At 39.6% G+C, this 22,968-nt stretch carries 20 protein-coding genes; 7 read left to right on the forward strand and 13 right to left on the reverse strand.

Annotated elements, in window-relative coordinates; translation table 11 throughout:
- Nucleotides 1-86 precede the first annotated feature (86 nt).
- On the reverse strand, nt 87-689 hold the full coding sequence (locus tag L0657_RS12960; protein WP_235151218.1) for a gluconate 2-dehydrogenase subunit 3 family protein: 603 nt from the start codon (nt 687-689) through the stop codon (nt 87-89).
- A gap of 242 nt (nt 690-931) precedes the next feature.
- Complete coding sequence (locus L0657_RS12965) at nt 932-1,960, reverse strand: acyl transferase (RefSeq protein WP_235151219.1); 1,029 nt, start codon at nt 1,958-1,960, stop codon at nt 932-934.
- Between the two features lie 189 nt (nt 1,961-2,149).
- On the opposite strand from L0657_RS12965, the gene L0657_RS12970 reads away from it, so the two are divergent.
- Both L0657_RS12970 and L0657_RS12975 read left to right on the forward strand, forming a co-directional pair.
- On the forward strand, nt 2,150-2,659 hold the full coding sequence (locus tag L0657_RS12970) for a hypothetical protein (RefSeq protein ID WP_235151220.1): 510 nt from the start codon (nt 2,150-2,152) through the stop codon (nt 2,657-2,659).
- A gap of 163 nt (nt 2,660-2,822) precedes the next feature.
- Nucleotides 2,823-5,420: a BamA/TamA family outer membrane protein gene (locus tag L0657_RS12975; RefSeq protein WP_235151221.1), complete on the forward strand. Its 2,598-nt coding sequence runs from the start codon at nt 2,823-2,825 to the stop codon at nt 5,418-5,420.
- Nucleotides 5,421-5,541: 121 nt separating this feature from the next.
- On the opposite strand, the gene L0657_RS12980 is transcribed toward L0657_RS12975, so the two are convergent.
- A complete protein-coding gene (locus L0657_RS12980) occupies nt 5,542-6,834 on the reverse strand; it encodes a PAS domain-containing sensor histidine kinase (protein ID WP_235151222.1) in 1,293 nt (430 codons plus the stop codon).
- Nucleotides 6,835-7,111: 277 nt separating this feature from the next.
- Here L0657_RS12980 and hemA point away from each other — a divergent pair, with 277 nt between their 5' ends.
- Entirely contained in the window at nt 7,112-8,371 is a 1,260-nt protein-coding gene (gene hemA, locus L0657_RS12985; RefSeq protein ID WP_235151223.1) for a glutamyl-tRNA reductase, read from the forward strand.
- Nucleotides 8,372-8,516: 145 nt separating this feature from the next.
- Here the strand turns inward: hemA and L0657_RS12990 are convergent, their stop codons facing one another.
- Nucleotides 8,517-9,326, reverse strand: a complete 810-nt coding sequence (locus L0657_RS12990) for a ferritin-like domain-containing protein (RefSeq protein WP_235151224.1) — start codon at nt 9,324-9,326, stop codon at nt 8,517-8,519.
- A gap of 27 nt (nt 9,327-9,353) precedes the next feature.
- A complete protein-coding gene (locus tag L0657_RS12995) occupies nt 9,354-10,058 on the reverse strand; it encodes a ferritin-like domain-containing protein (RefSeq protein ID WP_235151225.1) in 705 nt (234 codons plus the stop codon).
- A gap of 463 nt (nt 10,059-10,521) precedes the next feature.
- Between L0657_RS12995 and L0657_RS13000 the strand changes: the two genes are divergently transcribed.
- Nucleotides 10,522-12,087, forward strand: coding sequence for a capsule assembly Wzi family protein (locus tag L0657_RS13000; RefSeq protein ID WP_235151226.1), 1,566 nt, complete (start codon nt 10,522-10,524; stop codon nt 12,085-12,087).
- 72 nt (nt 12,088-12,159) lie between these two features.
- On the opposite strand, the gene L0657_RS13005 is transcribed toward L0657_RS13000, so the two are convergent.
- Together L0657_RS13005 and L0657_RS13010 are read right to left on the reverse strand one after the other, a co-directional pair.
- Nucleotides 12,160-13,488: a DEAD/DEAH box helicase gene (locus tag L0657_RS13005; RefSeq protein WP_235151227.1), complete on the reverse strand. Its 1,329-nt coding sequence runs from the start codon at nt 13,486-13,488 to the stop codon at nt 12,160-12,162.
- Nucleotides 13,489-13,610: 122 nt separating this feature from the next.
- Nucleotides 13,611-13,967, reverse strand: coding sequence for a DoxX family protein (locus L0657_RS13010; protein ID WP_235151228.1), 357 nt, complete (start codon nt 13,965-13,967; stop codon nt 13,611-13,613).
- Nucleotides 13,968-14,187: 220 nt separating this feature from the next.
- Here L0657_RS13010 and fabF point away from each other — a divergent pair, with 220 nt between their 5' ends.
- The gene (gene fabF / locus L0657_RS13015) at nt 14,188-15,450 is read left to right on the forward strand and encodes a beta-ketoacyl-ACP synthase II (protein WP_235151229.1); all 1,263 of its coding nucleotides are present in this window, start codon (nt 14,188-14,190) and stop codon (nt 15,448-15,450) included.
- 69 nt (nt 15,451-15,519) lie between these two features.
- On the forward strand, nt 15,520-15,957 hold the full coding sequence (locus tag L0657_RS13020) for a DUF6526 family protein (RefSeq protein WP_235151230.1): 438 nt from the start codon (nt 15,520-15,522) through the stop codon (nt 15,955-15,957).
- Between the two features lie 73 nt (nt 15,958-16,030).
- Here L0657_RS13020 and L0657_RS13025 read toward each other — a convergent pair whose 3' ends face one another.
- The 6 genes from L0657_RS13025 to L0657_RS13050 form a co-directional block, all read right to left on the reverse strand.
- On the reverse strand, nt 16,031-16,672 hold the full coding sequence (locus tag L0657_RS13025; RefSeq protein WP_235151231.1) for a porin family protein: 642 nt from the start codon (nt 16,670-16,672) through the stop codon (nt 16,031-16,033).
- Nucleotides 16,673-16,854: 182 nt separating this feature from the next.
- Nucleotides 16,855-17,934, reverse strand: coding sequence for a hypothetical protein (locus L0657_RS13030; protein ID WP_235151232.1), 1,080 nt, complete (start codon nt 17,932-17,934; stop codon nt 16,855-16,857).
- Between the two features lie 346 nt (nt 17,935-18,280).
- Nucleotides 18,281-19,204, reverse strand: a complete 924-nt coding sequence (locus tag L0657_RS13035; protein ID WP_235151233.1) for a hypothetical protein — start codon at nt 19,202-19,204, stop codon at nt 18,281-18,283.
- Between the two features lie 10 nt (nt 19,205-19,214).
- Nucleotides 19,215-19,787 carry a phosphoribosylglycinamide formyltransferase gene (gene purN / locus L0657_RS13040; RefSeq protein WP_235151234.1) on the reverse strand — a complete coding sequence of 191 codons (573 nt, stop codon included), beginning with the start codon at nt 19,785-19,787 and terminating at the stop codon, nt 19,215-19,217.
- Nucleotides 19,788-19,926: 139 nt separating this feature from the next.
- Nucleotides 19,927-20,622, reverse strand: coding sequence for a hypothetical protein (locus tag L0657_RS13045; RefSeq protein WP_235151235.1), 696 nt, complete (start codon nt 20,620-20,622; stop codon nt 19,927-19,929).
- A gap of 91 nt (nt 20,623-20,713) precedes the next feature.
- Nucleotides 20,714-21,595: a geranylgeranylglycerol-phosphate geranylgeranyltransferase gene (locus L0657_RS13050; RefSeq protein ID WP_235151236.1), complete on the reverse strand. Its 882-nt coding sequence runs from the start codon at nt 21,593-21,595 to the stop codon at nt 20,714-20,716.
- Nucleotides 21,596-21,797: 202 nt separating this feature from the next.
- Between L0657_RS13050 and bshA the strand changes: the two genes are divergently transcribed.
- Nucleotides 21,798-22,934: an N-acetyl-alpha-D-glucosaminyl L-malate synthase BshA gene (gene bshA / locus L0657_RS13055; protein WP_235151237.1), complete on the forward strand. Its 1,137-nt coding sequence runs from the start codon at nt 21,798-21,800 to the stop codon at nt 22,932-22,934.
- Nucleotides 22,935-22,968 lie beyond the last annotated feature (34 nt).

Genomic DNA, 22,968 nt, shown 5'->3' on the forward strand with positions numbered 1-22,968 from the left:
TCTTATGTCTTATATATTAATCAATTAAAGATTGAGCAAAATCAGAAATATCTTCTTTTATCTTACTCAGATTTACTCTTAAAAAATTACATTGCCCAGGCTTTCTGACCAGGTTTCATATCAATGCAGCCATCATAACGGCCAGGAACCGGAACATATTCCAACGCCAAGGTAGCACCCGCTTCAGATGTAAAATATCCTAATAGGGTTAGTTCTTTAACCAATCTGAAGAACGGAACACCCTGATCGTCGGTGTACTCCTTTCCCGCCTCAGTAAATTTCTTTTTCGCCTCCGAGCTCTTTTCCGATTCTGCTTTTGCAGATGCTTCCAGCTCTTTCAATATCTTCGTTTGGTCTGCAGGGGAAGCTTTTAGGAAATCTCTTTTTTCAAGGTCTTTCAATCCTGCTGCAAAGCTGTTTTGATCTTTTGCTTCGTAACAATCTTTCAACATCATTTCTATAAACTCGCCAACCTTTGCATCTTTCGCGCCCGGCGTATCCGTTTTAGGAATAATTATTTCAGCAACCTCTGAAACTAAATTTTTCTGATCAGCTGAAAATGGAAAAGTAAGACTTGTCGATGTTTCGGTCGACGATTTACAGCCCTCCAAAAAAGCCAGCATGGTCGGAGCAGAGAGAGTTCCACCCATCAATAGTGCCACACGGGCAAGCGCATCGCGTCTTTTCATTTTATATACTTTAATAGTTAACGGTCAAAAGTGTAATAATACATTAGATTAATGCAATTATAAACAATCCGGCTAATTTATGAAATATTCTCTATTTTAGATCGGTTAGAATAATTCTATATTAGGCTTGGAAGTGTATATTGCTATAAATCAGTTGCTCTATGATTTATTAGAAAATGCTTAAAGACTCCGGTCGGATAGGAACGATCAATTTTTACGATAAATTCGTCAGGTTAAACGATTTACAGTACGAGTAAATTGCATCCGCGAATGTCAGAATTATCGAAACGGCCCATCACGTAAAATGTCCCAGGTTCAGAACCTAAGCGGCCCAGATCCTGTGTTTCGATAAAAGAACAGGAGTCAAGGTTGGCAAGGTCGATGACATTAATTCCTCCGGTTTTTGAACCAGACAAGTTATGGTCAAAAATTGAAAATGGATCGTTGACGTCCCGAAGTAAAATTCGCATGGTGTTTCCGGGCGTAAACAGACCATTACCAAGTGAATAACTTTGGGAAAGCAATTCTGTCATACCATATTCCGAGTGGATTTCTGAAACTCCGAAACTTGCTTTCAGTATGTCATGGACTTCTTCACGCAAAAGTTCTTTGCGCCGTCCTTTCATCCCTCCGGTATCCATTATCTTTAGGTTCGGAATATTTTGAAAGAATGAAAAATCGATTTCGCTTTCTGCCAGATCAAGAAGTGCGAAGGTGACACCCATTAAAAGAACGCCCCGGCCGTCGGGATTTGATGAAAGATATTTCAATCTTTCCAACATTTCGTCTATGTTATGCAGGTAAAAATTAGAGTATGAAGAATTTGCTTCATCAATAAAATGTTGCATCATATACACGAGAGACGAGTTGTTTCGTTCAAGGTATGAAGGTAGCAGAACCAGCAAATGAAAATCTTTCAGATGCCCGTAATTTTGCTCAAAGATGCTTGTGGAGACTGATTTGTAGAGGGGAGCGTCATATAAGGCATGTCGGCTGGTGGAAATACCAGAAGTTCCGCTACTTTCAAAAATGACTGTGGGCTCAGGAGGTATTCCTGACTTGATTGTATGACTTTTAAAAAACTGAATTGGAAGAAAAGGTATTTCGGTAAGCTTATTTATCAGCTTGATGTCAATATTCAGATGGGAAATGAATTTATTGTAAACCGGATTATTTTCTGCCTGATAACGAAAAATACGTAAGGCGAGCGCCTCAAATTCAGACGGTTTTAGATTGATTAATTGCTGGCGAAGCTGTTGACGTATTTCCAAGGGTGATATGTTGCTTTGAAGTTTCAATCGTAGTACTTTCGTATTATTACAACAAAGTTAAAAGTTAGTTCGCAGAAGTGGTTAGCTTATCTCTGGAAATGTCAGAAGTGAAAAGTTAAGGAAAAGATCTATATCTGGTAAACCTGTAAGAATCTATTAGCAGACCAATTTGGTCAAAATCTCATAAATATGAAGTGGAAAATATACCTGTTCTTCTTTTCGGCTGTCGTGTTGGCTAGTTGCGTCGATATCCCCGATTTTGATGATACGCCAAAAATTTATTACAATAGTATTGACCAAAGTACTCTGACTGATTCATCCGGGAGAAAGATTCAGGAGAATGTCATTGTTAGTGTTGATTTTGAGGACGGCGATGGCGATCTTGGCGCTTCGGATGACGAACGCAGTGATTCTGTAAAATACAGAGATTGGGGAAATTATGAACTTGTTACATCCAGACTCGAAGGTGGACAATGGGTTGATAGAATTCTAGCGCTGGATAAATTTAAATTTTTTCCGATGTTGAAACCCGACGGAAAATCAGGTCCTATCAAAGGAAGACTTGATCTGAATACAACTTTTTTCTATTCAGGAAGTTCGTCGCTGGTTTGGGTTAAATTTAAAGTAAGAATACGCGACAGAGCATTACGCGTGAGCAATCAAGTTCCTACAGATAGTATTCAGGTGCCGGCGTTTTAAAAATTTTGTGGAACATACTAGTTAATAGCAAAGGCTGTTGTCAATCTTGACGGCGGCCTTTCTGTTTATTGGATGGTTAAATGGTGCAGTCGGCTAGGCAATTAATTTTACGTTCGATAATGATAAGACCCGTATATTTAGGGCTTTTCCGGATGTAACGTATATGCAGCAAACTTTTACAAAAAATAACCTCCTGTTCGTTGAGCTTTTAATGCTCATTGTATTTTTGTCTGCAAGTACCTCTTTTGCACAAAATTCTGTAAAAAGTGATAGTATCAATATCGCTATTGCTCCTGAATATAATGTTGTTGGAAAACTTCACCGTTTTTTTCTTGGAGAAAATTACCGGAAATTATGGGCGACACCAATTCCACTGCGGATCCTTGATTTGCAAACAGAACGCGGCGGCTTGGAGATTGTAAAACTGGGCGGTGGCATGCAAACGCGGTCGCTTCGCCTCAAAGATGCTTCTGGTAAGGAATGGGTTTTAAGAACAATTCAAAAATATCCTGAGCGCGGACTTCCAGAAAATCTTCGTCCAACAATTGCTAAGAAAATTGTTCAGGATCAGGTTTCGACCGGTCATCCTTTTGGCGCGCTGATTACCCCACCGTTGGCAGAAGCACTTGGGCTTTTACATTCCAATCCGGAGATTGTCTATGTTGGTGACGATCCCGGGTTAGGAGAATACAGGAAAATTTTTGCCAATGCAGCCTATTTGTTTGAAGAGAGAAATCCTTTTGAAACAGAAAAAACCGACGCAACGGACAAAGCGCAGCGCAAAGTGGAGCGCGACAATGATACCCGGTTTGATGAAAAGCTGACGTTGCGCGCGCGTTTGCTGGATATGGTTATTGGTGACTGGGACCGGCATGAAGATAATTGGCGGTGGTTTCCGGAAAAGTCGAAAGGGGAAACTTTGTATAAGCCGGTTCCGAGAGATCGCGATAAAGTTTTCTACAAAACTTCGGGTTTTCTGCCCTGGTTTCTATCTCATCAATGGTTGAAATCCAATCTTCAACCTTACAGCGAAAATATCAGAGATATCACAGGATGGAATTTCAACGCGCGTTATCTGGATCGTTATTTTTTAAGTCAGTTGGATGAAAAAGACTGGAAAGATGAAATTAAATATGTGCAGGAAAAACTAACAACTGAGTTGGTTGAGAGGGCTATGAAACAGTTGCCGGACAGTATTTATACTGATCATTCAACAGAAGAACTTCACAAATCGCTACTGGGAAGAATTGATAATCTGCCGGTTTATGCGATGGAATATTATAATTTTTTATCCCACACCGTAGAAATTCCGTTATCTGACAAAAGGGAATTTTTTGATATGCACCATACTGAAAATGGTAATATTAATCTGACCGTTTTTAATATTAAAAAGGATGGAACAAAAGGGAGGACGATCTATAAAAGAAATTTTGATCATCAAGTCACCTATGAAATAAGGTTATACGGCTTCGGTGGAGAAGATATTTTTTCAGTAAGCGGTCAAACAAAATCTCCAATTGTCGTTCGAATGGTTGGAGGTGAGGATATGGATAAATTCGAAGTGGATGAAAAACTTCGTAATAAGAGCAAATTGTATGTTTATGATCGTTCCGACGAACAAAATATCTTACCACCTTCTTCCAAAGCGAAACTTCGACTTTCGACTGATACGACTGTAAATCAGTACAATAAAAGAAGTTTCATGTTTAACAGATTAGGGCCCCTTTTTCGGGCAAACTATAATATTGATCAGGGAATTCAATTAGCCGCAGGTGCAATTTTTGAAAAACAGGGATTCAGGAAAGAACCTTATGCTTTCAAAAATGAATTCTGGGCGAATTACTCAACTGGCCGCAAATCGTTTATCCTGGATTATGTCGGTGATTTCAAAAAAATATTTGGGAAAACTGATCTGGAAATTGATGCGCATTTACTTGGCCCAAGGAATTTGAGCAACTTTTTTGGCATCGGAAATAATACCCGCTTCATTAATGAAGGAGATTTTAAAATGTCTTATTATCGAAACCGCTATGATTATTTGACTGTTGATTTTAAATTAAAAAGAAAACCTCAACCAAATCTGACTTTGTTCGGAGGCTTATCAACGGAATTCTACACGAGCAAATCCGAGTCAAACACAAACCGATTTTTTAGTGATTTCAATAAAGAAAAACCGGAGTATGCAGTTTTTCAGGATCGTTTTTACGCAGGTGTAATTGCAGGTTGGATTTTCGACACACGCGATAAAGTCACGATGCCGTCCAGGGGAATGTTTTGGAATACAACCCTTTCTTTCAAGAAAAAAATTGACGGTAACTACGAATCCTACGGAAAGCTCGCGACAGAATTCAAGCATTATCTGAGTACAAAAAATGCAAGATTTGTCGTAGCTAATCGAATTGGCGGAGGAACAACAGTGGGAGATCCTGCTTTCTTTCAGCGTATGCAACTGGGTGGAGTGAGAAGTTTAAGAGGTTTTCATACCAACCGTTTTACTGGAAAAACGATGGTATATCACAATCTTGATCTGCGTTTAGACGTCCTCCATTTTACTTCCTATATTGTTCCTGGCACACTAGGGCTAATCGCATTCAACGATGTCGGAAGAGTTTGGGAGCCTGGCCAATCATCAAAAAAGTGGCACGACGGCTATGGTGGTGGTATTTATATCGAACCAGCAGAATTAGTTCTTATCCAGGCCGCAATCGGTTTTTCAAAGGAAAGCGCCTTACCGTATATCTCAATCGGATTTAGTTTTTAAAGAAGAAAAATCAACAGGAGGTAAAAAATAACAGAGAGAGAAAAAATATAAGTCAACCTGGTAAAACCGACTGAAAAGCTTAGGTTACCTAAAATGTTTCAGGTGGTAAAAGGCTCAGACATCAATCTTCAGAAATAACTTCCTCTGCGATTTTAGCAGGAATTAATATTCTGAACGTGGTACCCTTACCGACCTCAGAGCTTTTTACAAATAACTTTCCACCGTGATAGTCTTCGATAATCCGTTTTGCCAGCGTCAGACCGAGACCCCAGCCACGTTTTTTAGTACTAAAACCAGGATTAAAAATCTTGTTAGCATTGGCCTTTGTCATGCCTTTGCCATTATCCTGTATATCGATCAGAATTTGTTTGCTATTTGGTGGAGCCTGTAAGGTTACATGGATTTCACCAATGCCGCCCATTGCATCAACTGCATTTTTACAAATATTTTCGACCACCCATTCAAAAAGATTTTTATTCAGAAGCGCAGTTTGCCCTTCGGCCAACTGATCATGAATAAAAAAATGAACTTTTGAAGAAACGCGTTTTTGAAGATAAGTGATGAAACTGGTGACGATCGTGGAAACTGATTCCTGTTTGAGCGTGGGAATTGACCCGATATTTGAAAAGCGTGTCGTAATCATTTCCAGACGTACCACGTCCTTTTCAATCTCATCTGCGATAGACGAATCAATGTTTGGATCACTACGAAAATATTCAACCCAAGCCATTAACGAAGAAAGAGGTGTTCCGAGCTGATGCGCTGTTTCCTTCGCCAAACCAACCCACACACGATTTTGCTCGGCCTTTCGGGCCGCACTAAAAGCCAGGTAAGCCAGATATCCAATCAGCAACATCACCGTTAGCTGAACAAACGGGTAGTACCGAAGCTGCGTTAACAGGAAAGAATTGCTGTAATAGATGTAGCCAATTTTTCCTTCCCCAATCTGGACAGGTACCGGAAGATGTTCACCCTTCATTTTCACTAATTGTGCTTCGATAATTCGTTCTTTCTCACGAAGCGAAGCATTTTTAGGGAAATTTATATTTCTATGAATCGGAAAATTATTCTCATCTACGTAAATAACCGGGATCTGGTAGAAACTCACCGCATCCTGAATAACATTCATGATCACGTTAAAATTCTCATCATCTGGACTATTAACGATATACCGCAGCCCTTCTCCGTAAAGTCGAACTTCACGTTCTTCCCTCTCTTCAAGCTTGTCAACCAGATCATTAGTGTAGAATAAGGAAACAATACTCAAAATGAGTAAAACCACACCAATAAAATATTTAAGGTTTCCCTTTCGCTCATAAGTTTCAACCAGGGAGCGGCGAAGCCTGTCGCTGTTCAAAAGAGCTACGGGATGTAATCGGAAACGGGGTTTATTTTTTGGAGTTTCAGCGATCATTTAAGATTGGGACACGTAATGAATTAATCATTTGGTGATTAGGCTTACAAATAACGTAAAATAATCGTGCTTAGTGGATTTTAAAACTATTTTCATTTGTTCTCTACATCATGCAAACAAATGACCTGCGTCATTTATTTACCATGATGTAAAGCGGAAATTTACATATCAATCGGCAGTTTTATTTATATGTCTTCTAAATAAAGGGAGGCTCTTTACTAACGGTTCCTATTGTAAATTTTGTGCTGTATTTTTGTGAATCGAATTAGACCTAGTGATGTATAATCATTTCAAATCAATAAGTTTATCACATCGGAATGCCCCACTTTCCATTAGAGAGCAATTAGCTCTTTCGGAGGACAGCGCGAAGGGTATAATGCTTCGTTTGAAGGATTTCTTTGAAGTTTCTGATGTTCTTGTCGTTTCTACCTGCAATCGTACAGAAATATATTATTCTTCGGCTGAGGATCTCAACGAAGATATTATCAAGCTTCTTCTCATTGAAAAAGGAATTACTGATACAGAACCTTTTCTTGATTATTTTGAGCGTTTCTGCGAAGGTGAAACTGCCGTTAGACATTTATTTGAAGTGGCAACCGGGCTTCATTCTCAGGTTGTTGGTGATATGCAAATCCCGAACCAGATTAAACATGCATATCAGTGGACCGCAGATTTAAACCTTGCAGGTCCGTTTCTTCACCGTTTGCTTCATACTATTTTCTTTGCCAACAAGCGCGTCGCTCAGGAAACTTTTTTCCGTGATGGTGCTGCTTCCGTTTCTTATGCGGCGGTGGAATTACTGGATGGCTTAATGCCAAATCCAAAAATATTGGTTGTTGGTTTAGGAGAAATTGGAACTGATGTTTGCCGTAACCTGGCTCAGAAGACTGATGCTGATGTTACTTTGGTCAATCGTACCAGAAGTAAGGCAAATGCTTTGGCGCAGGAACTTAATTTTAAGGTAGTAGACTTCGAAAATATCGAATATCAGATTTCCCAGGCAGATATAATTGTTTCATCGATAGCACGCGACGAACCTTTCTTCACAAAAGAGATGATGGTACGCTTACGCGGGATGTCTTTCAAATATTTTATCGATCTTTCTGTTCCACGCAGTGTTTCTCCCGAAGTTGAGGAAATTCCCGGTGTGATGTTATATGCGATAGATTCAATCAAATCGAGAGCCGATGAAGCACTTTCACGTCGACTTGAATCGGTTCCGCAGGTAAGAGAAATTATTGGCGAGGCCGTATTAGAATTTAATGACTGGTCAAAAGAAATGATCGTTTCTCCGACTATTCAAAAATTGAAAGGTGCTCTGGAACAAATCCGTAAGGAAGAATTAGGTCGTTTTACAAAAAATCTGAGCGATTCAGAACTTGAAAAAGTAGAACGAATCACGACCAGCATGATGCAGAAAATCCTTAAACTGCCTGTTTTGCAATTGAAAGCAGCCTGTAAGCGGGGAGAAGCTGAAACACTGATTGATGTTCTGAATGATTTATTTAATCTGGAAAAACAAAAAGAAAGTCACTGATAAATACTGGCCTTAATTATATAAAGTCCCCGAACAGCTGAAAAGTTTTTCGGGGCTATTTTTTTGTGCAAAATAAAAAAAAGATCGGGACGCTCTTATAGCAACCCGATCTATGCATTACCTTACCCTCCACAATTTTATATTATCACAACGACACGATAAACGGTCCTGCGATATCAAGAACTTCTTTCATTGTTAATGGCTCATCAAATGACTCAGTAATCGTAGCGAATGAGATGTTTTCAAGGCCGGCGATACCTGGAAGATTTAAACCTCCTTGTACTACTTGTCCTTCGCTCATTTCACCTTTGTAAACTGCTGGCGGGAAACCAGTATCATTTGTAATCCAGCTTTTAATTGATTTGTCACCAGAGATTTTTGCAAGAATTTTTCTGGCGATAGCAGCGTGACGAGCTTCTACCGAGTGTATTTGAAGCGCATATTGAAGAAGAAGCGGCTCAGAAATAAGATTGCCAGCCTGTCCTTTGTATGCACGAACTCCTGTGTCTTCAAATGCTTTTGAAAGTGTTACAAAGGTTGCAAAATCCGTGAAAGCAGGAAATGCTCCTTTTGCAGTAAAGTCAAATGTTGGTTTTTTTACAGCAGCTGCGCCCAATGCATTCACCAAAAATTTAACGTGATTTCTTTCATGGATACCAATCTGCATGAAAACCGCCTTATACTCAGCAGGAATCAGATTAGCAGTTCCATTACCGATTTCGTAGAATTCATTTTCAAGATATTCCAAAGTCAAGGCATAGTTCAAAACCTCAATAGCCGAAGGTGTAGCTCCATAAGCCTTGTTAACAACAGTTGCGAAAGCAGTTGGAACAGCAGCAGCAGCTAGTGTGCTTCCGATGCGGTTCATGAACGTGCGACGCGATGCGTGTTCTAAGCGACCAATTGCGTCGCCGTCAATTTTTTGTAAAGTATCAAATATATTGAAGATATTCATGTCTGTCGAATGTTAAAGAGTTGATTGTTAAACTGGCAATTGTGAATAACCGATTTTGTTCATCACAAATGGCTGAACAGAAGGAAGAATTACAACCGGAGGAAGAGCAACATCAAATCCGTCACTTGTTGTAACAATATCATCACCAGCGAAGAATGCCGTGTTTGGCATCAGCAAATCACGAATTGCTGCTGCATGGCGAGCTTCTACTGAAACGATTTTTCCTGCCAATAATAAATAACCAGCATCTTTAATAAACTTACCAGCTCCATTGTATGCTTGAACGCCAGTATCTTCAAATAACTTGGCAGCACCTAATACGCTCGCACGATTAGAAAAATCGATTGACGTAAAGTTTGGAGTTAAACCTTTGATTGCAGCAGATCCTAACGCAGCCTTGAAGAATTGTCTGTGGATAATTTCATGGTCACGGATGTCTGTCAAAATCATTTTTTCCTCTTCGGTGATACCGATGTAAGGAGAAGATAAAACCTGAGTGTAAAATGCGGCTTCTAGTTGTTCAAGAGCATACGCATAATTTAGGATACCAACGTCTCCTGAACCTAACTCTACTATTTGGTCACTCTCCAGATCATGATCTGTACATGCGCCAAGAATGTAAGCGCCAGTAGCTGCGGCCACGCCAGCTGATCTTAGGAAATAGCGTCTGTTCACTTTCACCAGCATTTCATTGTCGGTCGAAACTGAATTTTCTGATAAGGTTTTTTTCATAGTCGTGATAGTTTCTTAATCTAAGCGTTCGTTGAAATGATTGAATTTTAGGAGACTTACGCCTTCTAAAACAAAATAGATTTAACGCTAAAAAAAATATTTGGCTTAATGATTCGTTGGCCAAACTTCATTTTGCATTTAAGCCGGAACGACGTCTGGAAAAGACTCAATTTCATAGGATAATTATCAGATAAAAAAATCTTGTTTTATTTTAAAAAAAATAAAATTCGTAGAAATTATTTTATTGGAATTGAATCTGCTACTCCCAGGCGTTGTCCGTTAGATAAAAATTTGAAGGTTAAATGGCAGATTAACGAATCATCAACAATATTTACAAAGCGAAACTTTTCGATTGTTTTTAACTAATTTGCCCGCTTCTCAGAATCTGGTCGAAGTTATTTTTCGTAGGTATCTTAAACAGGCGCTTACATGTTTATTAGTACACATTTTACCTCCACCAAATATGGCGTGCATTGGCGCTTCGATAATACATTTTGAGCAGTCGTTCGAGCGAAAAGCACGTTATGCTTTTACGACGGTTTTCAAAATTTTGTTTGCCGGGCTTTTCATTTTTATAAGCCTGATAAAAACGGCAAGTGCGCAAACGAACCATTTCTCACCATCGGCAGAAGTTGGTACTTATATAGGAAGCAGCGAAACGACACCTTTTTGGTTGAGGGCAAATCAGTTTGGCGTTGTTCCCTTGGCTATGCCTGATTTCACCGGGAGAGTCGGTCTGGTTTATGAGTCTCAGATTTTGTCTGATTCTAGTAAAATGAAACGTTCTAAAATTAGATGGGGCGCCGGCGCTGAAACTGTTTTAAATACAGGAGGAGGTAATTCGAAGGTTTTTCTTCCCGAAGCGTATGTGAAGGTTCGTTGGAAAAGTCTTGAACTTTGGGGTGGCAGAAGGAAAGAAATACTTGGGATCGTCGACACGACACTTAGCACCGGTTCATTTACATGGTCAGGAAATGCGCTGCCAGTTCCTAAAATCCAACTCGGTTTTCCGGATTATGTTCCCTTGAAATTTCTTAAAAGTTTTGTAGCTATAAAAGGTTTCTACTCCCATGGCTGGTATAACACACCCTACATTCAAAACGCATATCTTCATCAGAAAACCTTGTACGGGCGATTCGGAAAACCGAATGGCAGATTTAATGTGCAATTGGGTGTCGTGCATAGTGTTACCTGGGCGGGGGAAGCCGATTATTTAAAAGATAGCCCGTTGGCAATTGACGGAAAGCTGACCGATAATTTTGGAGATTACCTCTGGGGAGTGGTGATAGGAAAAATCCCAAAGGTTTACAGAAACAATCGTTTTACAAATTTTGATGGAGAAAACCGTGTCGGAAATCATGTAGGTCAGTATGATCTTGCTTTCGAATACAAGCTTGATAAGTCAAAATTGCTGCTGTACCATAACCATCCTTTTGAAGACGGTTCAGGGTTGCAGCTGCAAAATATTCCTGACGGACTATATGGATTTAGCTGGAAAAGGGCATCAGCCGGGAATTCATTTGTCAAAGTAAGAGGAGTTCTTTTGGAGTATATGTTTTCAAAAGATCAGTCTGGTGCCGGTTTTAATGTTCCGGGAACACGTTTCAAAGGCAACGATAATTATTTCGATCACGCGCAATACCGGGAAGGATGGTCATATTTTGGAAAAGGAATGGGCACGCCGTTCATTCCGGCGACAAGTGAAATTAATCAGGAGAAGTATGGCGGAGGCGAATTTTTCTCGGATAACCGTGTCATCGTATATCATGCAGGTTTGGAAGGTACGGTGTCAAGAGCAATTCAATGGCGGACAAAAATTTCATACAGCGAAAACTTTGGTACAAACAATCGTCCTTTTGAACCAACAGCAAAACAATTTTCCTATTTATTAATAGTCGATGCGCCAATCCTGAAATGGGGAAATACGCGTTTAATTACAAAACTTGCCATCGATCAGGGTGATCTGTATCCTTCATCAGCTGGTGGTTATATCGGATTAAGAGCTACAAGTTTCGGACGAAGAAAATAATTACTAGAACATCAAAAAAACGTTATCAAAGTCCGACTTTGATAACGTTTTTTTTGAATGACGAAAATGTTTTTATTTTTTCGGCGCTCTTTTAATCGGACGGCCATATTTCTGCATCTTTTCCTCTGCATGATTTCTGCGCACATTGACTTTTTTATTTTTGTCAATTTTTTCATGAAAAGCTGCGCCAACCGTTCCTTTTTTAGGTAATTTGATGTCAACTGTTTTCATAAAAATATGGGGCTTTTCCAACTCGGTAAGCACGTCAGATATTTTCAGATTTTCAGGTAATGGCAACATTGGAATTTGGTAGTTCATTAAACCTTCAATGTTCTCCTGAAATTCCTTTTCCTTTTCTGTGACAAAAGTAATCGCAATACCTTTTTTGTCGGCCCGTCCTGTTCTCCCGATTCTGTGGATATAGTTTTCAGGAACTTCCGGTACGTCAAAGTTAAAAACGTGCGAAACTTCTGCGACATCTAAACCTCTGGCTATGATATCAGTTGCAATGATTAACCGATAATTTCCTTCGTGAAACTGTTTAACCGTATTAAAACGATGATTTTGTTCCTTGTTCGAGTGGATAACACCGATCTTATCAGGAAATTTTGTTTCAAGCTGAGCGAATAGCTGATCTGCCAAATGTTTGGTAGCACTGAATACAAGCACTTTTGACATCGTTTCATCTTCACTCAAAAGCAGTTCCAGAAGATTTACTTTCGTGTAAAAGTTTGGGACATCATATGCTATTTGCTCAATATTTTCCAACGGAGTTCCAACCGGAGCTGCTTCAATTCTGACTGGATTATTGAAATACGTTTCCATTAAAACCTCAACTTCCGGAATTAACGTTGCCGAAAACAAAAGGTTTTGTCTTTTCTGTGGAAGGAGATCCAGGATATTTTTCAACTGCGTTCGAAAGCCAAGATTCAGCATTTCATCCACTTCGTCGATAACAAGTTTTTTAATCGCTTTCGTTTTCAACGAACCGTTCAAAGCCAGATCGACCAGGCGGCCCGGCGTGGCAACAACAACATCGGCACCATTTTTCAGCTCAGCCATCTGAACCTTAATGTTGCCGCCGCCATAAACGCCCACAGCAGTCAGCGTCATGTAAGCTGCCAGTTTTTTTACTTCTTCTACCACCTGCACCACCAATTCACGGGTTGGCACGATGATGAGAAGCTGAGGCAATCTGTCTTTGGAATATTGTAATTGCCGAAGTGTTGGCAAAAGGTATGCAAAAGTTTTACCGGTTCCCGTCTGGGCAATACCGCACACGTCCTTTCCGGACATCATCACAGAAAATACCTTCTCCTGAATCGTCGTAGGCGTTGTATAACCCAGATCTTCAAGTGCGTTTAGTAAGGCTCTGTTAAGATTTAATTCTTCAAAAGTCATAACACTACTGCTAAATAATCCGCAAAGGTAATTCTATTCTTGCGTACATGGCGACTTCTGCTGAGAATAAGGTGAATTATTGCCTTTTTCAGGAAATTTTAGATGGGTTATTTGTGCAGATATTATATTTTGGTGTAAAGCCATGCCCACCAAATCAACGCAAATTGCAAAGGCAATCTCAGCAGTGCAACCCATAAATAGGGATTTTTTTCTTTGTAAAAAGTTAAGGCCATTTGGATATTAGCCGGGAAAACCGCGATCAGCAATAAAATTATCAGCCAGGCACCGATGTGGCGGGTTGAGGGAATGGCCAATAGAACGGCAAACAGAATTTCGCATGCCCCGCTGATATAAACGAGTTGTAACGGATATGGCAAAAATTTAGGCATGATCTCAAGAAATACGCCCGGTTTAAGAAAATGAACAATGCCCGCGAAGATAAAAAATGCTGACATCAGATAAACGAAGAAGAATTTCATATAGAAAAAGTTTGCCTTAGTTGTTAGATCTTCCTTTATACATGACCCAATATATCGTTTTCTAAGTCAAAAAAACCAGAAACTATCTGATAAGGTGAACTGGCGCGTAAATAGATTTAATATAGGAACGATTAAACCATTTAAAAGCTTTATTATCTTTGAAAAATAAAGCGAGACTGTAACCAAAGAGTAACAGCCGTCCAAAAATATAATTTAGTAAATGAAACTTGTCGGACAATTAAACAGGGTAGTAATTACAGGTCTTGGTGCTTTGACCCCTCTCGGTAACAATATAAATGATTTCTGGAATGGTTTGTTAAATGGTGTTAGCGGCGCAGGTCCCATAACAAAATTCGATACCACAAACTTCAAAACGAAATTTGCCTGCGAAATAAAAGGCTTCAATCCTCAGGATTTCTTCGACCGTAACGAGGCAAGAAAATATGATCCTTTCACGCAATATGCCCTAGTTTCTGTGGCGGAAGCAGTTGCAAATGCAGGAATAGATTTCGATAAATTGAATAAAAATCGTGTTGGCGTGATTTGGGGTAGTGGAAATGGAGGAATTTATTCATTTCAGGAAGCAGTTTCCGAATATGCTACCGGCAATGGAATCCCTCGCTTCAACCCGTATTTTTATCCCAAAATGATTGTTGATATTGCCTCAGGCGTTATCTCAATCAAATATGGTCTTCGTGGCGTTAACTTCACTTCGGTTTCAGCTTGTGCAAGTGCGAATACCGCAATTATTGAAGCTTTCAATTTTATTCAATGGGGGAAAGCGGATATGATCATTACCGGAGGATCGGAAGCACCGATCTATGAAGTTTCGATCGGAGGTTTTAATGCTACAAAAGCATTGTCAACGAATAATGCCAATGCAGAAACGGCGTGTAAACCTTTTGATCCTGCACGTGACGGATTTGTGATGGGAGAGGGCGCCGGCGCAATTATTCTTGAAAGTTACGAACATGCTGTGCAACGGGGAGCAAACATTATCGCGGAAATTGTCGGTGGCGGCATGACTGCTGACGCTTTTCATTTGACAAGTACGCACCCGGAGGGGGAAGGAACCGCGCTGGCGATGCAGCTTGCACTTGACGAGGCCGGAATTTCAGCTTCTGAAATTGATTATCTCAATGTTCACGGTACAGCGTCTCCCGTTGGCGATATCAGTGAATTGTATTCGATCGAGACTATATTTGGTCGAAATCCAGATCTGAGTATCAGTGCTACAAAATCCATGACCGGACATTTACTGGGTGCAGCCGGTGCGATTGAAGCAATCGCCTGTATTAAAGCGATCACTGATAATATTATCCCACCAACCATCAATACCCTGCAAATTGAACCTGAATTCGACGGTAAGTTTGATATGACTTTGGGATCTGCGAAGAAAAGAAAAGTTGAATTTGCGATGAACAATACGCTCGGTTTTGGCGGGCATATAGCTTCGAGTATTTTCAAGAAGTTTCAGGAATAACTTTCACAGACAGACCGGTTGATTACCAGGCATGATTGTTACAGATGGCCGCCTAAACTTTATAAACTCATGGAAAAACAAAATTATAAAAATCACGTCCGTTTCTATCCACCTCATCACTTTGTGTTTTATCCTATTTTATTGATTTTACTGGGATTCAGCATTTACTATATCTCAAAGTATGAGGAGCAGTCGTTGATCTGGACATTTGTTGCGCTGGCTTTTTTCATGATCGGCTATGTTGCATTTATGCTGCGACAGCATTACGCATTGAACAATCAAAACAGAATTATACGGCTGGAACTTCGTTTCCGGTATTATGTTCTGACTGGTCAGCGTCTTGAAACTTATGAGGATACGCTTTCCGAAGGACAATTATTTGCGCTCCGTTTTGCATCTGATGCTGAGTTGCCTGGATTGGTGCAACGCGCCGTACAGGAGAATATCACACCTGACGAAATTAAAAAGTCGATTAAAAATTGGCTTCCTGACCATATGAGGGTTTGAAATCTTGTTTTAAATAAGAAAAGGCATCCTTTGTGGATGCCTTTTCTGTTTATCGATGAAGTGTAAACAGAGATTATCTAGTTCTCAGGCGACCTGATTTTTTATCGTAAGTGCCTAATGGAAAGCTTAATCCAAGATTAATACCGAGGTTACGATTTTTAAGGTTTTCGTTATTTGCTCTTGAAACGTTAAACAAGCCTAAGCCGTAACGTACATCAAAGTTCAACCAAACTTTTGGAGTTAATTCATAGTTAAAACCAGCTCCCCCAGTAATGCCAAGGTCAAAAATATTGTAGTAACGCATGTTATTCGGTCTTTCAATGCTGTTTCCGTCTTTATCTTTTGCGCTAACCAGGAAGTTCAAACTCGGTCCTACAAACAATTTAGGACGGAAGCGATCTCCAAACTGTCCAAAGAAAAAGGTGAACAACAATGGAGCCTGAATGTAGTTCAAATTGATCTCATTAGTCTTGTTAAACGTTTGAGCGCCAAGTTGAGTAAAAAGCAATTGTCCGCTAAAACCAAAACCTGTTTTAGTACTATAATTATAAAATGCTCCAACCGTTAGGCCTGGCTTTGTACTTGTGTTTTCCATAGTGCCGTGGAGATTGGCAAAAGAAACACCGGCAATAGGTCCGATAGAAACATTCTCCTGAGCTGAGACAGATGATATCCCAATTGTAAGCGTCAATAAAAGAATAATACAATTTTTCATATAAGCACGATTAAGTTAATTTGAAGAGCACTCCTCAATTATTGTGCCTGTATGATCGCTTATTTCTGATTTATATAGTTGGTTTGTTATCAGACAAATATAAGATGATTGCAATTTTCTATTCGTGGAGATAGTTGGAAATCTGTGGTGCGATGTCTACATATTTTAAAAATCTTACATCATTAATCATCATCCTCATCATCAAAAATGGTCATGTTTGGTATCTCGTATGTTTTGAGAAATGCTTTCAACAAACTTGGTTCTTTCCACTTTTTCAATGTATACTTAATCTCCTTAATTTCCGCTTTGACCTCATTGATGTTGGTGTTAAATTTAACGACAACCGTAGTCATTGCATTAACATGTTCTGGTTTCAGTCCGCACAGATATGAAATCTGTTGTTGAATTTCCAGTTTCTCCTTTTCCAGTTCTTCGACTTGTTCCTTCAAAACCAAGTTGTAATAGGTCAATTGTTCTTTTCCCAGATTTTCTAAATGATCCTGATCAATTCTTTCAAATTCGATCTGCAATTTCAGAAGTTCAAGAAGATTATTTTCCTGGTATGTCTGGGTTACTTTTTGCATAATCTCGGTTTTACGCAACTTCTCATCCTCATCTGTTTCCCGGTCAGGATGAAACGCTTTAACAAGATCCATATAAACCTTTCTGACAGATTTTGTGGTTTTTTGTTTTTGCAAAATTTGTCTGGCCTGCTTTGCCTCTTCCTGATGCACTTTTACTTTCTCCGCGCGTAATTCTGCCTTGATCCGTTCCTGTTCTTCAGGTTCCAGTTCGTGAAAGATATCTTCCTCTGTGACTTCGTTCTCCTCCGCGAGAAATTTGGTTTCAATGAGTTGGGAATCGGCTTTTTTTAATTCCCTGAGTGCAGTTTCAAAGTCGACTTCGCTGTACTTATTAAATAACGGAAGCAGTTCTTCAAATTTATAATTAACAATCAGATCAAAAGAAATTTCTGAGATCAGGTATGCCAATTTAGTTAGATATGCCTTTCTATACAGATCTTTTTCATACATTCTATCCAGATGTTTGACCAGCTCAACCCGAAATTCCTGATATTCCATTACGATCGGGTTGTATTCTTTTTGTACTCTGTCAATGAGTAATTCATACGTATTTCGCAATTCAGGAATCACTTTGTCCAATTGCTCTATGCGTTCAGACAACTGATTAAATTCTTTTTGACGTTTATTTAAAACTGTCTTCGGCTGCCCAATACGCAGCACACTTGATCTTTGCATCATTTTTATTTTAATATGTCAAAATAACCGTTTGGGCTATTTGTAAGTTTTTGGTGAGTGGATATTTTGGTGTTATGGCGGCTGGTTTTTACCGGTCATATTGTTTGTTACAGGTCGGAATAGTGGTTACTTGTCTGATTGTTTTTTACTGGTCGTATTGTTTGTTACCGGTCGGACGGCAGAAAAAGCCGTCCGACCGGTTGCACAGTCCAAATTTATGAGCATTTTATACTTATATATTTTACAGAAATGAACGTCGAGCGAGCCACCCGTCCGACGGTTTTTTCACCGTCGGACGGGTAAAAAAACTTCCTGAATTCAATAACAGAAATCCCCAACCGGATAATTCCTAAAAGCCCAATTCCTGATAAGAAATCAGAACAATTGCAACAACAGCCAGGGCGAGCCCCAGACGATTCAGATTATTAAGTTTTTCCTTATATAAAATCCAGGCTGCGAATGAGGAAACGAGCATGCTGAGAATATTGTAAATCGGAAAAACAAATGCTGCACTATTTCCGAAAGAGCCCAATGCAAGCAGAAGAAAATATAAAGAAAGGAAATTAGGTACGCCCAGTATCAGCCCGCCAATTACACTTCTTAGCGTCAGTTTTTCCCCTCCAAAAATGATCTTATATAGCAGTAGCAAAGTTCCGATCAGAATAGCACCAGAACATGCAATGATCATAAATATTGTCGTTTGTTCAGGACGATAATATTGCATTGTCAGGTAATTGATGAGCGTATTATTCGTGCCGCTTGCCAGAAAAGTAAATACCGGCAAAAGCCAGGCATAAGATAAAACGGATACCTCTAACGGCTGTCCATGCTCAAATTCTGTACTCTTTTCCTTATTTTGAATTACACCCAAAGCAAGCGCAGCCAATGCTATAACCAGTCCCGTATAATTCAGAAAGGTAAATTCCTTATTTGAATTTTTAAAAATAAAAAGTCCGAACAAAACAGGGATTACCAGCGACATATTTCCAGCCAGCGACGCTGCCGTGACACTCACTTTCTGCGCAGTTAAACCTATTGACATAAATGCGATTACAAACAAAGTTCCAAGTGCCAGGGTGAGAATTGTTCCTTCGGAAGTCCATTGGATTTCTCCAAAAGCACTGATATCTGGCGTCAAAAATAAGCCTGTGATTACGCAGGAGTAGTAGTTAAACACGACTGCATGAAAGGAATTTACCTGATATTTCGGATACGACCGCATGATCAGGTAAAGTGCTACGGTAAAAAGGACGGAGAGTAAAAAGTATAACATATTGATTGACTTAATTCAAACCTGATAGAACTTCATCAATGATTTTCGGGAAATGTTTGTGCTCCAAAACATGTATTTTGTCTGCAACATCATCTGGTGAATCCGTTTCTAAAACTTCACAGCTGGTCTGGAAAATAATATTTCCTTCATCGTAATGCTGGTTCACAAAGTGGATTGTTATGCCTGACTCTTTCTCTTTATTGGCAACAACTGCTTCATGGACAAAACTTCCGTACATCCCTTTTCCACCATATTTTGGAAGTAATGCCGGGTGGATATTAACCATTCGGTCGGGGAACGCTTCAACCAGTTTTGCTGGGATCAGCATCATGAAGCCTGCCAAAACAATCAAATCGATCTTATTATTAATTAAAAGTTCGAGAATCTGTTCAGTATCGTAAAAAGTTTTTCTGTCAAAAATCACAACTGGAATATGAAGTTTTCTCGCGCGCTGGATGACTCCGGCCTGCGGATTATTGGTGAGTATTAAAGTCACCTGCACATCATTTCGGTCTGCAAAATATTCGCCGATTTTTTCAGCGTTTGATCCGGATCCTGATGCGAAAATGGCAATACGTTTCATTATAATTTAGATTGGGGATTGAAAGTTGAAATTTATCATTTCTATCTTTCATGAATGTTTGAAATAATTGGCAAAGCTATAAAAAAGAACGGCTTCCGGGATTAATTCGGAAGCCGTTGTTCTGATAAGTTATAAATGCCTAATAAATTTTAGTCAATTCACTTCTGCTGAAAAGTTTTCCTTTGCGGTATGATTCCGTTTTTAAGTCCCACAACACACCTGGCGCACGCCATGAGATTGTATTCATCTGCATTTTAATCCCAAGGCCCATTTTTGTTTCCATCAGCATATCAGAAGTGATTTTGTAAGTATCGAAAGTGCCGGCAGGAATTGTGATCTTTTCCTGACTTTCCACAGTTCGATTCAATATCTGCATGTTGAATGTCATAGCCATCGGTCCGGAACTGCCTTCACCTTTCAATGAAGCATCTTTGAGTTTTTGTCCAACAGTAAATTTATTTGGAAACTCGATGTTAGTCGACGTGTATTTCATCTGGAAATTTTCAAACGACTTCATTTGCTCCTGGTTCATTAATGAACTTGCGTCCAGAAATAACGTGTTGCCGTCGCATTTCATGTTGTAAGTGTTTTTCATTTCCGATTTGCCTTTGGGGTTGAAAACTTCCATTTCAACCGAAATTACTGACATACCGCCTTCGGACGCGACTTTCGTGATTTTGTAGTTTATCGTACCGGTCGATTTTCCTTTGCCGTCGAACGTGGCCATTTCAAAACCACTGCCGGCTTTCATGTTGGTGCCCATACATTCCTGAGCTTTTACACTTGCGATGCTACTGAAAATAACAACCAAAAAAAGTAGAATTCTAATTCTCATATTGGAAATTGTTTAGGTTACAGAATATTCGTTCAAGTGATTTAGTCGAAATAGTGTCAACAATTAGTAACAAAATTTCAAAGAATTGCAATTAGGCCCATATCATGGTCAAGAGCCCCAGCAGCATGATTATTTTACATAACGAACTCACCTTTTTAAAATCACGACGTGTGTCTGAATTTACCAAAGAATAAACAAGCCAGCCAATTGGGAATAATAACAGCAAAAATAATACGGCGAGCACTGGATTATTCAGCGTATGTGCCATGAAAAAGAGGGTCGTTACAAAAATAAAAATTACACAATAAAGGAAATGTTTAGTTCTTCGAATTCCCCAGATTATCGGTAATGTCCGACAGCCGTGTGCCTCATCTCCACGTATATCTTCCATATCTTTAACGATTTCTCTAATCAACGAGATGAAAAAAGAAAAAACGGCATAAATGAAAACAAGCTGACGATTTTCCGGGTACCGAAGAGTCAGTATTACTAAGGTAAATCCTGTCAAAAGGGATACGATAAAATTTCCAATAAAAGGCGCTCGCTTATAACGTTCAGAGTAAAACCAGAGCAGGGTAATGGAAAAAACATTAACCAGAAAAACCCATGGATTAACGAGCAATCCGAGGGCAGCTCCTAAAACATTAAAAACCTGGTGCGCACCCATGGCCCAGCGCCTTTTTAAGTAACGGCCAACAACCACGCGTTCAGGTTTGTTAACTATATCAATTTTAATGTCAAAATAATCATTGATAATATAACCTGCCGCTGCAATGCAAACGGTAGAAAGCGAGAGGATAAACAGATCCGGATCGCTGATAATATTTCTCCATTCATGCCTCGGGCCGATCAGTAGTATGCGCGTAAGGTACTGTGTTATAGCCACAATAACCAGATTGCTCATACGGACCAGACGTACGCTCCCGGTAACAAAATCCCAAAATCTTACTTTCGGTCTTACAGACACATTCATGGAGGTTATAAAAAAATATAAGCAGGTTCAGACATTAAAATTATTCATTTTATGTCAATTAAGGAATTAATAAAATCTTTCTCTTCGACTTCGGGATAAAAAAGCACTGATTTTGTGTTAGCTATGAGTTGACCGTCTGTTTATAAAAGTTCGTCGAGCTTAAACTTGAATTATTTCATTAAGAACATAGAAATTTAAAATTATGAAAATAGGCATTGTGTGCTACCCAACCTTTGGAGGTAGTGGCGTAGTTGCTACGGAACTAGGGAAAGCACTGGCAAAAGAGGGCCATCAGATACATTTTATCACGTATTCACAACCTCAGCGACTGGACTTTTTCAATGAAAATCTTTATTATCATGAAGTAAATATACCTGCCTATCCATTGTTCCAATATCCGCCGTATGAATCTGCTCTATCGAGCCATATGGTGCACGTTGTAAAAATGGAAAAACTGGATCTGCTTCATGTTCATTACGCTATCCCACACGCGTCTTCGGCGTATCTTGCCAAACAAATTCTCGCTCAGCAAGGAATACATATCCCGGTTATCACAACTTTACACGGTACGGACATAACGCTTGTTGGTAAAGATGAGTCTTATGAACCGGTCGTGACTTTCAGTATCAATCAGTCTGACGGAATTACAGCTGTTTCGGAGTCGCTTAAAAATGATACTTACAAACATTTTGCGGTTACAAAAGATATTGAGGTTATTCCAAACTTCATCGATTTGAGCCGTTTTAACAGACAAAAGAAAGATCACTTTAAACTTGCTATCTGTCCGAATAACGAAAAACTTATCGTTCACACATCAAATTTCCGTAAGGTAAAACGGATTGACGACGTGATCATGATCTTCCATCAGCTGCGTGATATCACTCCAAGCAAATTGTTACTTGTTGGTGATGGTCCCGACCGCGCGCGTATCGAACGTTTGTGCCGGGATCTGGATATGCTTTCTGACGTGCGTTTCCTTGGAAAACTGGATGCTATTGAAGAAGTGTTGTCCGTTGCTGATCTGTTCCTTATGCCATCTGAATCAGAAAGTTTCGGTCTGGCGGCGTTGGAAGCTTTGGCTTGTGAAGTGCCTTTAATCACTTCAAATGCAGGAGGTTTGCCTGAACTAAATATTCCGGGAGTGACTGGGTTTTTAAGTGATATTGGCGATGTGGACGACATGGTGAAACATGCTGCCTATATTCTGGCTGACGAAAATCTGCCAAGATTTAAGGAAAATGCACTTGCCCGTGCGAAAGAATTTGATGTGGCGAAAATCCTGCCGCATTATGAAGCATACTACGAAAGAGTTATTGAAAATAGCAGAGCGACTGTGTAAGTTGTTGTGGGTATGGTATTTGTAGTTGGCTGTT

It is taken from the genome of Dyadobacter sp. CY345 (genome assembly GCF_021502725.1).
In the GTDB taxonomy this organism is placed as follows: domain Bacteria; phylum Bacteroidota; class Bacteroidia; order Cytophagales; family Spirosomataceae; genus Dyadobacter.